General features: G+C 68.3%; 13 protein-coding genes. 4 read left to right on the top strand and 9 right to left on the bottom strand.

Annotated features, from left to right (window positions below):
• Positions 1–70: 70 nt before the first annotated feature.
• The 4 genes from IE305_RS02770 to IE305_RS02755 all read left to right on the top strand — a co-directional run bounded on the left by IE305_RS02770 (position 71) and on the right by IE305_RS02755 (position 3,184).
• The gene (locus IE305_RS02770; RefSeq protein WP_229890450.1) at positions 71–307 is read left to right on the top strand and encodes a hypothetical protein; all 237 of its coding nucleotides are present in this window, start codon (positions 71–73) and stop codon (positions 305–307) included.
• The gene (locus IE305_RS02765; RefSeq protein ID WP_190127717.1) at positions 304–957 is read left to right on the top strand and encodes a plasmid mobilization protein; all 654 of its coding nucleotides are present in this window, start codon (positions 304–306) and stop codon (positions 955–957) included. Before IE305_RS02770 ends, IE305_RS02765 begins: the two co-directional genes overlap by 4 nt.
• 11 nt (positions 958–968) lie before the next feature.
• A complete protein-coding gene (locus IE305_RS02760) occupies positions 969–2,699 on the top strand; it encodes a relaxase/mobilization nuclease domain-containing protein (RefSeq protein WP_190127716.1) in 1,731 nt (576 codons plus the stop codon).
• A gap of 86 nt (positions 2,700–2,785) precedes the next feature.
• Positions 2,786–3,184 (top strand): hypothetical protein, encoded by a 399-nt coding sequence (locus IE305_RS02755; protein ID WP_190127715.1) that lies wholly within the window; start codon positions 2,786–2,788, stop codon positions 3,182–3,184.
• On the opposite strand, the gene IE305_RS02750 is transcribed toward IE305_RS02755, so the two are convergent.
• The 9 genes from IE305_RS02750 to IE305_RS02710 form a co-directional block, all read right to left on the bottom strand.
• The gene (locus IE305_RS02750; protein WP_190127714.1) at positions 3,172–4,308 is read right to left on the bottom strand and encodes a helix-turn-helix transcriptional regulator; all 1,137 of its coding nucleotides are present in this window, start codon (positions 4,306–4,308) and stop codon (positions 3,172–3,174) included. The genes IE305_RS02755 and IE305_RS02750 overlap by 13 nt on opposite strands.
• A 58-nt stretch (positions 4,309–4,366) precedes the next feature.
• The gene (locus IE305_RS02745) at positions 4,367–4,606 is read right to left on the bottom strand and encodes a hypothetical protein (RefSeq protein WP_190127713.1); all 240 of its coding nucleotides are present in this window, start codon (positions 4,604–4,606) and stop codon (positions 4,367–4,369) included.
• Positions 4,607–5,950: 1,344 nt separating this feature from the next.
• The gene (locus IE305_RS02740; RefSeq protein ID WP_190127712.1) at positions 5,951–6,811 is read right to left on the bottom strand and encodes an SPDY domain-containing protein; all 861 of its coding nucleotides are present in this window, start codon (positions 6,809–6,811) and stop codon (positions 5,951–5,953) included.
• Positions 6,748–7,026 (bottom strand): hypothetical protein, encoded by a 279-nt coding sequence (locus tag IE305_RS02735; RefSeq protein ID WP_190127711.1) that lies wholly within the window; start codon positions 7,024–7,026, stop codon positions 6,748–6,750. Before IE305_RS02735 ends, IE305_RS02740 begins: the two co-directional genes overlap by 64 nt.
• Positions 7,027–7,071: 45 nt before the next feature.
• Positions 7,072–7,437: an SPDY domain-containing protein gene (locus tag IE305_RS02730; RefSeq protein WP_190127710.1), complete on the bottom strand. Its 366-nt coding sequence runs from the start codon at positions 7,435–7,437 to the stop codon at positions 7,072–7,074.
• 306 nt (positions 7,438–7,743) lie between these two features.
• Entirely contained in the window at positions 7,744–8,478 is a 735-nt protein-coding gene (locus tag IE305_RS33415; RefSeq protein ID WP_268255853.1) for an SPDY domain-containing protein, read from the bottom strand.
• A 332-nt stretch (positions 8,479–8,810) separates the two neighbouring features.
• On the bottom strand, positions 8,811–9,314 hold the full coding sequence (locus IE305_RS02720; protein ID WP_190127709.1) for a CAP domain-containing protein: 504 nt from the start codon (positions 9,312–9,314) through the stop codon (positions 8,811–8,813).
• Positions 9,315–9,398: 84 nt separating this feature from the next.
• A complete protein-coding gene (locus IE305_RS02715) occupies positions 9,399–11,153 on the bottom strand; it encodes an MSCRAMM family protein (protein WP_190127708.1) in 1,755 nt (584 codons plus the stop codon).
• A gap of 274 nt (positions 11,154–11,427) precedes the next feature.
• The gene (locus IE305_RS02710; protein ID WP_190127707.1) at positions 11,428–12,366 is read right to left on the bottom strand and encodes a winged helix-turn-helix transcriptional regulator; all 939 of its coding nucleotides are present in this window, start codon (positions 12,364–12,366) and stop codon (positions 11,428–11,430) included.
• Positions 12,367–12,370 lie beyond the last annotated feature (4 nt).

Below are 12,370 nucleotides of genomic sequence, written 5' to 3'. Positions count from 1 at the left end.
CAAACGCCACGAGGGAGCGGCCAAGCCGTCGAGCCCACCCCGCTCCCCCATCGAAGAAATGGACGCGCACATGAAACACCGCCCGACGCCCGTGCAGAAGAACACCGGCCTGGAGGCCGCCGCGTGGGTCGACGTCCTGATGCGCTTCGGTCTCGTGCACGCCGCGGTCGAAGGCCCAGACGGCCAATGGCTCGCCCAGCTCTGCCCCGGCAGCACGGTGTGGCTGCTGCGCGACGCCCGCGAAGTCCTCGTCCTGGCCGCCACGCTCCAGCAGCAGCTGCGCGACTCTGACGGAGCACCGCGATGAGCGACCGCGCATCGCCCCCGGTTCACCACGGCCCGCCACAGGCGCCCAACTCGGCACAGGGCCGAGCAAGTTATACCTTTGGATACTCCACCGGTGGTGGAGTATCCAAAGGGGCCTCCGCCCAGCGGGCGGAGGAGGCCCTCCGGCACCAGGGGGCACCAGAGGAAGAGGCTGCGACCGAGGGCGGGCCGCAGCACGAGGCGGAGTATCACGCGTGCCACGCCTCCTCGCGCGAGCACCTCGAGCGCGCCGAGCTCCCTGTCCGTCGCCGCCCCTACCAGCGCGGACCGCGCAGCCAGGGCCAGCGCACCCACGTTCGCAACGCCCGCCTGAACGACGAAGAGCTCGCCCGCATCACCGCCGGGGCGAAGGCCGCCGGCATGACCGTCGCCGGCTTCCTCGCACACTGCGCGCTCACTGCCGCCCGCGACCTCGAACGCACTGCGGCTGAAGTCGCTTCCGAGCGCGAAGTGATCTCCGAGCTATTCGCCGCCCGACGGCATCTCGGCTACATCGGCAACAACCTCAACCAGGTGACGAAAGCGCTCAACTCGGGTGCCGATGCCCCGCATGCCGAGGTCGTCCTCCAGGCCGTCCGCCGCGCAGTCCAGCGCGTCGAGGCCGCCGCCCAGCAGCTGATCGACCGCTAAGGCACTCCAGCGTGATCCCTCGAGTCCACAAACGCGGCAGCCGCACCATCGGCTTGCTCGCCTACCTGTACGGGCCCGGCACCCATGAGGAGCACATCGACCCTCATCTGGTCGCCTCCTGGGACGGAATGGCCCCCGACCCGGGCCGGGACCCGCAGGCCACGTACAAGCAGCTGCAGCAGCTGCTCGACCAGCCCGTGATGGCCGTCGCCGCCGACCGGCGCCCGGACAAGCACGTATGGCACCTTTCGATCCGTTCCGCCCCCGACGACCCGGTGCTCGCCGATGACCAGTGGGGCGAGATCGCCCGGCGCATGGTGGCTGCCACCGGCATCGACACCGGCGACGGGGCCGGGTGCCGCTGGGCCGCCGTACGCCACGCGCACGACCACGTCCACATCATCGCCACCCTCATGCGCGAGGACGGGCGCAAGCCGCGGATCCACAACGACGCCGGCCGCTCACAGGAGGAAGCCCGCCGTATCGAAGCCGACTTCGGGCTGCGCCGGCTCAACACCGGTGACAGGACCGCCGCTCAACGACCCACCAGCGCCGAGCGCCACAAGGCTGACCGGCAGTGCCGCGAGCAGACTCCACGGGAGGAACTGCGCGAGAGCGTACGCCGGGCTGTGGCTGGCGCGAACACCGAAGCGGAGTTCTTCGACCGCCTCGCCGCCTCCGGCCTCCTCGTCCGCACCCGCACCGCGCCATCGGGCGACCTGCTCGGCTACACCGTCGCTCTGCCCGGCGACCGCAACAAGGACGGCCAGCCCGTTTTCTACTCCGGGTCGAAACTGGCACCCGATCTCTCCCTCCCCCGCATCCGCGAACGCCTCACCTCCGGAACCGAGGAACGTGTCGGCGCACCGGACTCGGGCGAGGAGAGCACGATCCGCTCCCGGCCGATCGGTCCAGCCTCGGCCCGCCGCGCGGCGACAACCTCTATCTGGGACGCCGTGCTCCTCCTCGACAACGAGGGCGATGACGGCGCAGCAGCAGCCCAGCTCTCGGCCGTCGGCGAGATTCTCGACACCCTCGCCAAAACGTCCGCTGCCACTACACGCGAAGAACTGCGGCTGGCAGCACGTGCCTTCGAGCGCGCCAGTCGTTCCCACATCCGCGCCCAGCACGCCGAAGCGCGCGCACTGCGCAAGGCCGCCCGGGAAATCGTCTACGCCGGACCCTCCCTCGGCCGCGGAGAAGACGGAGCAGCCACCGCCATGGTGCTCTCCACACTGCTCCTCGTCGTGGTGGCCGCGGCTCGCTGGCACGCCGAGCATCAGCACGCCCAGCAGGCCGCAGCCGCCCGCCAGGCTGCCGAGCACCTGCGCGCCGCCTACAACTCCGCCGCTCATGCACCGCTGACCACACTGCGCGGCCGAGGCCGACGCCTGCCGAAAACCACCCGCGCCCGGTACGAGACGACGGTGCGCACCGTGCTCCCGCACCTCGCTGAGACCGTGCTGACCGAAAGGGGCTGGGACGCCCTGGCCGCCACCCTCAGCGATGCTGCACGAGCCGGGGCCGACCCCGCCGCTCTCCTCCGCGAGGCCGCCGGCCAGCGCGAACTGGACTCCGCTGGCTCTGTCAGCGACGTACTGGTCTGGCGCGTACGCCGCATCGCCAACCTGCACGCCCACACCCCGCAGGCCACAACCACCGTGCCACCGGCAACAGCTACCCGGACTGCGCGTCCGATGCCTCCCAGCGATCACCGCCGGGACGGGAGGAACGCTCGCTGATGCACGCCGAACTGCAAGTGGCCCGACCCGGCACTCGTGGCCGATCCTAAAACAGCAAACGGCAAACGCAGTAGGGAGGACACTGGATGTTCTGGCGCAGCGGGAAATCTGGCTCCTCTGAGCAGCAACCCGCCGCTCCGGCGGAGACAGGCTCCTCCCCGGAATCCGTCGATATTCCGGCGGAGCTACGGGTGGACCGGACGGCGGTGTCCTTCCTGGCGTTCCCCCACCCCGGCCCGCTGGTCATCGCCAATACGACAGTAGTCTGCCATCAGTGCGGGGCAGACAGGGAGTGGATGGTAATCAAGACAGCCGAAGGCATGTGCATCCGCTGCCGCTGCACCCGCACCTGGCCCGAACCGCGCATGTCGGCAGAGCAGTTCGAGGCCCTGATGGGGCCCGTGGCAGCCGTGGCACAGGACTTCAGCCACGCTGTGCGCTTCCTGGGCTACGACGGCACCTTCACTGGCGCCTATCTCCAATAGGGAACATAATCAGAGGAGCGCGGGGCATTTCCTTTCATTCGCCCGTATCCTCCCGGCTGAGTACGTGCGCCAGAGGCGGGCCTCCCGACCGCTTGGGGAGGCAGGATGACGTGCAGAGCATCACGGTTCGGTGGAGTTTTACCAATACGCATGAGGGCTGCCGCCAGGCGGTTCTTGCCGTCTACCGTGAGACCTCCCCCGTCCAGATAGTTTTTTATGGACTTAGCAGGGAGTCCAGTATGGTGCGCAAGAACAGGAATAAAGGTACCGCCATAGTAGCGACCGAGGGCCTGTAGGTTATTTCTCATCACTTGATGATCAACAGTGATCGCATACTTCATCCGCCACGCGGGGCGACCACGCTGCCAGTCCGAGGTATCCTCCGCATCCAGGCATGTCATGGAGTTGACTCTTCCATCACCACTCCTTGGATCCATGAGGCTTCTAAGTCGTTCCTGCTCCAGCGCTGCGTCCATCGCTCGGCGAGGACTGGAGCTGGTGCGTTCGAGAAGATTTAGCCATTCGATCTGCTCGGAGAAGGTGAGGACACCACACGCCTGCAAGAAAGCCGTTAGCCCTCGGACCGTAACAGGTTGATGCCCACGACCCATGGCGGTCAGAGTCGAATGAGAGTAGTCACTCTTACGCGCAAGAGCCCGATACGAAAGTGATCGGTAATTACGCAGGCCCTCCAGCCAGAACGGCAAGGAGCTGGAACCACAGGCGTGGGACGGAGGCGTGAGCTTCCTCGTTCGCTCCCAGCGTTCCCACGTGGAGCGCCACACCTGACGGTGACGGTCGTCACGCGCAAGGGCTCGCCGCTGCTGCATCTTCTGCTCGGCGCGGTCGGCCGCATACTCGCGCGCTGCAGCCTCGCGGCGTGTGAGCCAGGGGCTGAGGTCGAGTTCGCCGCAGGCGAGCACGTAATCCGTCACCGTTCTCGTACTGGGTGCCAGAAGACCACTCTCCGCTGTCGAAATGGTGCCGGTCGACAGACCCGACAGTTCCGCCAGCTGCTGCTGTGTCAGGCGCTGACAATGCCGCAGTTCACGTAATTGTCGGGCAAGCAAAACACGGTGGGGCGCTTTATCGGTCGCTGGAAGTTTGCTACTGAAGCGGGCCACGGCTTTTACCTCCGTCCAGGAAGCCCGAAGGGGGCGCCGCCGTCGGCGCCCCCGGCGGTCAGGCCAGACGGTTCCGCAGCTCCGCTGCAATGAGGCCGGCGCTACCAATTGCGCACAGCGCAGCGGATGCCGACCACCCCAGCGCAGCCAGAAGGAGCAGGGCCACGAGGATGAGGCTCAGTAGGGCCAGCGCCACCAACGGCAGATCACGCAAAGACACCTGCCCTTCCCCCTGCTCGGCAGGACCGTGGACGCACAGAAGAAAACCGGCGAGGCTAGAAGCACTATTGTCGAACACGAGCATCCTTCACAATCGGGGGACGGCACATGCACCGCCCCGAACAATGGAGGGTCTACTGATCCGGACAAGGACTTGTTTCAGCCGGGACGGTTGACGCCGCCCGGCCGATCACTGTCATCTTCTACGCTTCGAGGCCAGCCAACAACCCACTCTGACAGAGTCTGAAGAATGTGCGTCTCCTTTCTTCAAAAATTGTAGCCTGAAGCGCATTTTGAAGAATCGTTCTCTGGACGAGAACGGCCAGGTCAGGGCAGGTCTTGAGGGGGCGGCTGTCAGGGATCACCTTGACAGGTCTTAGGCGGCGCACGGCAAAGTGTCTTCAGCGTCGGGCGTCCCATAGATGCTGACGTGCCACTGGGCATCCCTGTCTCTTGATCCGGACAAGGCCCCCTGGCATCCCCGCTTGGTTGTTGACGCGACCAGTGCGGCACGAGCCGGATGAGCGGCTCTTCCCTGCTCATCCGGCTCGCTGACGGATCCGTGGCTACCTCTACGATGTCCAGCCTCAGGCACCGGGTGTGCCAGACGATCAGCCGCTCCGTTCTCCTGGGCCGCCTCCTTCGGATCATTGTGCTGAAACCCCTAAGGGCACCGGATGGGGCCGCCGTCCCGGGGGAGGGCGGCAGCGCGTTTCTCTTCCGCTATCCGCTGCTGGTCCCGGTGCAGGGCGTCTGCTCGCGCTTTGGGCGTGACAGCCTCGCCGAGGGTGATCGCCGCTGTGCCGGTGACCGGGGCCAGCGAGTACCGGACGGGAGAGCGGCTCGACCGTGCCGGCAGGTGTAGGCGGGCAACACCGGCCGGGAGCTCGGCACGCAGCGCTCCGTGCCAGCGGACCCACAGCGCAGGGTGCCCGCGCAGGGCCTCATCACGGAGCTTGTCCACGGCAGTACTGTCCTCCGCGCGGTCTATCTCAAGGGCGACTGGAGGGCCGTCCTTGCGAACCAAGCGGAAATCCAGGTAGGCGGACCAGGGCGGCGACCAGCAGATACGGCAGCCCGCGCCCAGTGCACGAGGCGGGTCGATGTAGCGCATTGGCGCCTCACACCTGATCCTCCATCCGGACGCCTTCGCCCACTCCGCTACCGCGCGGGTGATGCACCGGGTTGTCTCCTTGCCGGTCAAGCCAGTGAAGGTGAAGCGGGTCTTGGACAGGTACGCGCGTAAGGCAGTGGCGAGGGTCTCGGACTCGCCAGCCGCCGTCGGTTCGAAGGCCATCCGCCGATTCTCCGCCCGTGCAGTGACAACGGTCAGGGCCACCGCTGCCGAACAACGCACAGCAGAGTGGTGGGCGCGGGTTTTCCTTGGGCGAACCGTGTGGCGTGCAACCAGCGCGCACGCAGGTCAGCGAGGCAGGCTGATGGTGATGTGTCCCATGCTGCCCTCAGGTAGGGCGGAGCGCGGCACGGGGGCAGGGTCGGCGAGCGCGGTGGTGAACGCGGTGACCAAGTTTTGCGGGGTGGAGGGGCTGAAGGCCGCGCACCAGTGGTGCGGGAGGTGGTCGTCGGTCTGGGCCCAGGAGAGGTATCCGGGGAGTCCGGGCAGGGGGTTGCCGTCTTCGATCGCCTCGGAGAGTGCTCCGTAGGTCACCCATGCTTGGAGTTTCGGGGCATAGTAGGTGTTGCCGGCGTCGGTGGGGTCGGTGGACCAGTGGGCGTCGGCGAGGGGCTGAAGCGGAATACAGCCGGGTTCGATGCCTCGGGTGACGTCGGGCGCGGTGGCCAGTGCGGTGGCGAAGGCGGTCACGAGTTCGTGGGGGACGCGGGCGGTGAAGTAGGCGGTCCACTGTGGCGGCGCCGTGGGGTCGGTGCGGGCGAAGAATTCCCAGAGCACGGGATCTCCGTCGAAGAGGACGTTGGGATGGCCGGGGAGCCATTCGGCGCCTCGGAGTTGGTCGGTATCGAAGAGGTGGCGTGTCTGGCTGCGGGTGGTCCAGCAGCTCCATCCGGCGGCAACGAGGGCGTCGGTGACGCTGTCGCCGAGTAGGCCGTCGTCTCCGGCGAGGTAGCGCGGGGAGACGAGAAACGCGCCGTGCGTGTCGGGCCGGAGGGCGGTACAGCGAGCGTTGTGGGCTGGGTCGGGGTCTGTCGGGGGCAGGGACGGCTCCGTTGATCGGTGTGGGTGGTCGGTGATGGGTTGGGTCAGCGTGAGATTGCGGGTACTGCGCGCCGCCGTTCTCGCTGACCGGTGGTGTCGGGGGTCCACCGCAGGGCTACGGCGACCGGGCGGGGCAGGTAGCTCTGCTGTCCGCCGTCGCCGAGGAAGACGCAGTGCAGGCCGGCGTCGTCGTGTCCTTCGGTGAGGGCACCGAGGTAATGCGCGAAGGGGAAGTCGGGGGCGATGGCGAGACGGACGATGCGGTCTGCGTCGTAGGTCTGCAGGCGGTGGATGAGCTCACGCACGGTGATGTCACAGGGCATGGAGTTCTCCTCGGGGTACGGGCGGTGGGGTCTGGGTTGGATGGTTTACGCGGCGTAGGAGCGTGGCCGGGAGCCGGAGATCACCGCGTTGACGAAGGCGGCGACGAGCTCGGCCGGGGTGTCGGGCTCGAAGGTTGCTGTCCAGCCGCGTACGTGTTCGGTGCCGGTGACGGCGATTTTCCATCCCTCGCCTTGCCCTCCTGGCCGCCCGTCGGGAAAGTACCCGAGGTAGAGTCGGCCGTCCTTCGAAGCGATGTGAACGTCTGCTCTGTCATCGACCACGAACTTGTAGTCAGTGTCATGGAATTGGTCCATGACTTTATTAGCGTTGCCGGGGCCGAGTGGCCACTCGCGCAAGCGGAGGGCTTGGATGGTGGTGCGGAATCCCGGAGTGGGCAATTCGATTGCCATTGCTCTAACTCCCTTTCTAGACCTGGGGTTGTTCTCGCCAAAGCGACTTTGACATGGGTCTCGGGAGGTTCACCACTCCAGTGCGGCCCTTGCGCGTCTGCTGTCAGCTGATCTCCAATGTCCGGGCGATTCTCTGCTATGCCGGGAGAACCACGCTTGCCAGCACGACGAAGGCCCTCAACCCAAGCAGCGCTTGGGTTGAGGGCCTTCATACGAAGTATTCAGCAGTCGGGGGAACGGGGGGCGCGAGCGGTGCCCCCGGATATCTGCCTCAAAGCGCCTTCGGCGGCAAACCCTTGGCGCATCTCACCGGCTCCTGTGGCCCGCAGGCACGTAAGTCGGCGACGGAGCCGTCGGGGGCACCGTGGTGCTGGGGTGGCGGACAGCGGTGGTGCGGGCCCGGGCAGCGTGGGCGCGTCGTACGTCCAGCGGGGTGGGGATGGGCGGCGGGATGGGGGTGAGCTGGGCGTGGGTCTTGGTGAAGCGGCTCATCTCGCCGGTGTAGCGAATGACGGGGGTGGGGTCGGCGATGGCTGTGGTGGTGGCGGCGACAAGGTGGACGGGGGTGCCGGTTGAGAAGGTGGCGTACCAGTCAGGCCGGTCGGGTGTGGTGCCGCCCCAGAGGTACCAGCGGGTGTCGTTGGTGGTCATCTCCCGGTGGTGGTCCAGCACGCGCCGGTCGTAGGCGAGCCCGGCTTTGCCGTCGGGAGCTCGGACGTCGAAGAGGGCGGTCCGTGAGGGTGCGGTCGTCCATCCCTGGGCGAGCAGCGGTTCTACGGCGGTGTGCGCGGGTCCGCGGGCGGCGTGGAGGTAGGCGTCGGGGCCTTGGGTGTACGCGGTCGCGAGGGCGGTGGTGAAGGCGGTGACGAATTCGGTGGGGGCTGCGGTGTTGAAGGTCGCCGCCCAGCGTGTGGGGCCGAAGGCGTCGTCGTGGGCGTTGATGCGCCACAGGGCGTCGTCTTCGCCCTCGGGTATGTAGCCGAGGCGGATCCGGTGGTCGGGAGAGGAGAGGTAGACGTTGCCGAGGTCGTCGTTGTGCAGGGACCAGCCCAGGTCGCGCAGGGGCTGAAGTCCCAGGTCGCCGATGGCAGTGGAGCCGGCGAGGTGGCGCGGGGCAACGAGGTACTCCTGGTACGGGTCCTTGAAGGGAGACGGGGGGATTGCGTGCCTCCGGAGATGTGCGGCGCCCCGCTCGGGGCGAGGCGGGGCGCCGCGTTACGGCATGGAACGGGAATCGGGGTACCTGTGCCCTGCTGCTGACGGCCGGGGCTGGCCGGGAGCCGGGTCCTGTCGGGAGCGCCGTGCTGGCCGGGAGGCAGGCGGGCTGCGCGGCAGGGCCGCCAGGAGCGGCGCGAGGCGCGGGGCTTCGTCGGCTATCGCGCGCCGAACTCCTGTGTCCAGCGGGGCCCACCCGGGGCGTGGTTGATACCGACGCCGATCTCCGTGAAGGAGCAGTCGAGGATGTTCTCGCGGTGGCCGTCGCTGTGCATCCAGTCGTTCATGACGTCGGCCGCGGTCGGCTGTCCGTAGGCGATGTTCTCGCCGTAGGCGGTCCATCGGTATCCGGCGGCGGTGATGCGCTTGCCGGGGCCGGGGCCGTCGGGGTTGGTGTGGCTGAAGAAGTGGCGGTTGGCCATGTCGTCGGAGTGGCGCTGAGCGGCCAGGTTCAGCTGGTCGTTCAGGCGCACCGGGGCACATCCGGCCTCGTGGCGCTCCTTGTTGACGAGGTCGGTGATCTTCTGCCGGGCCCCATCCTGCGGGACGGCTGCGGCGGGCGCCGCCTGGGCAGCGGGGGCCCAGGCCAGGATGCCGGCCACTCCGGCGGCGGCCGTGGCGATGACAAGGCGGGCGGTGCGGGTGGATATGCAGGAAGGCATGCGGGACTCGCTCCAGGGGTTGAGGGTGCTGTCCGTCCCGGCGGCCGGGAGCAGTGGTATCTCCCGGCCGCGGACGGGGAGGGCTTACTGCTCCGAGTCAGGGGTCTCGTCTTCGGCGGCGGCCTTCTGCCGGCGGCGGGTCGCCCACAGGGCTCCGCCTCCGGCGAGCAGCAGCGCGGCGGCTCCGCCCAGAGCCCAGGCAGTGGTCTCGGCACCGGTGTGAGCCAGGGCGCCGCCGGGGGTGTCGGGCGTGTCAGGGGTCTTGGGCTTGTCGGGGTGGTGGGGCGGTGTGGTGGGAGGCGTGGTGGGCGGGGTCGTCGGTGGCGTGGTGGGCGGGACGGGGGTGTCGGCGACCGTGACGACGAGCTGCTCGCCCGGCTTGGCAGTGAACTGCTCGGGGACGGTGTTCAGTTCGTAGTGGTCGGGGGCCTTGGTCTCCTTGGCCAAGTAGCGGGTGCCGTCCTTCAGATCGACGCCGAGCTTGATCTTCGCGGTACCGTCCTTGCCGGTGGTCACCTGCGTGACCTTCTTGCCCGGCTGGTGCTTTCCTGCGGCGTCGACGGTGTCGGTGTCGATCTCGATGACCGCACCCGGCAGTGCCCTGCCGGACTTCTTGTCGATCTTCTTGACGAGCAGGTCGGCTTCCTTGAAGGGGTCGACGACGGTGATCGGGTGGGCCTTCGCCGACTGCCCCTCGGTGATGACGACGTCCTGGTCGGGGACCAGGGCGTGGATCGCATCGCCGCTGTCGGTCTCGTGCAGACGGTACTTTCCGGGCGCGAGGTTGCCGAAGACGAGGACGCCGTCGGTGTTGGTCTTTCCTTCGGCGACGACCTTGCCGGTGGCCGGGTCGAGGAGCTGGAAGGCGGCGCCGGCCATCTTCGCCTTGCCGGGGTCGGTCTTGTGGATCTCGACGCCGCCGGTGGCCGGGGTGACGGTGACCTTCGTGGTGTCTTCGGCGGCCGTGGTGTCGCCGGCGAGCAGCATCCGCTGTGCGGAGCTGTCGCGGGGTTCGAGGACCTTCAGCTGGGAACCCGGCAGGCCGCTCGCTGTCGCCTTCACGGTGGCCTCGCCTGCCGTGCTGGTGGTGAACTCCCAACGGGCGGTGCCGTCGTTGCCGGTGGTGACCGTGCCGCTGGCGGTGCCGGCCCCGGACTCGGACAGAGCGACCTTCACGCCGGGTACCTTCGCGCCGGAGAGCGTGGCGGTGACCTCCACGGACACCGCCACCTTCGTGCCGGCGGCGGTCTTCTCCACGCTGGGCTTGATGTGCAGGGTGTACGGACCGGCGAGCTTCTTCGCCTCGGCGATGTAGCCCTCGGCCAGCGTGCGCGCCGTCCGGGAGACGTTCGGGTAGGCCAGGCGCTGCTTGCCGCGGGAGCCCTCGAGCGCGTACTTTCCGGCGGCCAGGAACTCGTAGACGGTGGCGTCGACGGCAGCGGCCTGCTCGTCGGAGCGGGTCTGCCCGTACTTGGCGATCACATAACTCGCATAGGCGACATGGGCGTCGGGCACGGCCTGCCCGGTCTCGGAGGAGATCCAGTGGGAGACGGTCTTCGGGCCGGTGTAGCCGCCGGCGGCCTGCGGACCCTTTCGCTCCGGGTCCGCGCAGTACGTCTCGCTCTCGCCCCACACGGTGATCCCGGGCGGACCGTAGGCGCCGATGTGGGAGGCGGCGGCGTTCCCGTCGGAGTCTGGGATGGTATAGCCGGGGCCGAAGGAGACGGGCTTGGCATCGGCGGCCTGGGCAGCCGGGGTCCAGGCCAGGGTGCCCGCGACGCCGGCGGCAACAGCTGTGGAGACCAGGCGGGCGGTTCGGAAGGTGGTGCGTGTGCGCATGTGGTGGGTGGTACTCCTGCGATGCGGTGGACAGCCGACCTCGAACGGGGCGGCATAGTGCAGTCCGGCCCCAGCACGAGCCGGAGGCGGTGTGAGAGCGCCGGGCATGGCCAGCGAGGTCTCCGTATTCAGGCGGAGCAGCTTGGACGGGTGGTCCAGGTGTTCGGCCCGCGGACGTAGTCGTCGTGGCCGGCGGCGGCCCGGAACGGGGCACGGGCCACGATGGCGCGCGCGGCCCGTGCCCCCTCGGCACCTCTGAAGTCTGCGGCGTTCGTCATCGGGACCGGCCGCTGGCCACAAGGGCCTGGTTCGTCAGCAGGGTGCGGGTGCCGTGGGAGAACAGGTCAACCTTCCGCCACGCGGGGGCGACCCGCTGGGCATTGATGGCAGGCGTCGTGCGCGGCGGCATGGGCGTGGCGTTGGAGAAGGCGGGGGTGCCCGGACTGGTGGCCGTGGCCGCCGCAGCAACGGTTCGCTGTTCCTGCCGCTGCTCCCTCTTCCATAGGGCCGGGGCCGACGAACGCTGCTGTGACGTGTGCGCCGGTGCCCAGACCGGATGGTGGGCGGAGGTGGCTGGCCTGCCTGCAGCCCAGGCGGAGAGCGCGGTGTAGACCGGGCCCAGGGCATGTGCGGCAGGGGTGAGTCGGTAAGGGGAACGGTGGCTATCAGTGACGCGCTCGACGAGGCCATCGGCTCCTAGGTGGCGCAGGCGGGAGGTCATTACCATCGGTGACATGCCCGGAGTCACCTCGCGAGAGAGTTCGCCACTGCGCATGGGCCCGTTCTGCTGAAGGGCCCACAGGACGGCGGTGGCATGACGTGGACTGATGAGTTTGAGTGCATCCTCGGCGTGCTCGGCCTCGGTTGCGTGGCCGGTGTGTTCGAGGCATGCGGTGGCCCAAGCGGTCAGGGCGTCGTGTACGGGAGCGAGGTCGCGTCCCCGCTCGGTGAGTTCGTAGTAGACCGGACGCCTGCCGGACGCTGTGCGGTCGACGAGACCGTGGTCGGCCAGGGCGGCCAGGCGCTGGGAGAGGGAGGGGTCCTGCATCTGCGGCAGGCACTGCTTGACTTCGGTGAAGCGCAGGGGGGTGTCCTGGTCCAGGGTGTGCAGGATCCGCACGCTCCAGCGTGGAGCAATCATGGCCAGCGACTCCTCCACGCGCCGCAGGTCGTTGATGCGCGTGTTGGTGGACGTGAACGTGCTCATGGTCATCGAT

The sequence above is a fragment of the Streptomyces mashuensis genome (genome assembly GCF_014654785.1).
Classification (GTDB): Bacteria; Actinomycetota; Actinomycetes; order Streptomycetales; family Streptomycetaceae; genus Streptomyces; species Streptomyces mashuensis.
This window is presented reverse-complemented; position numbering and strand designations above follow the sequence as displayed.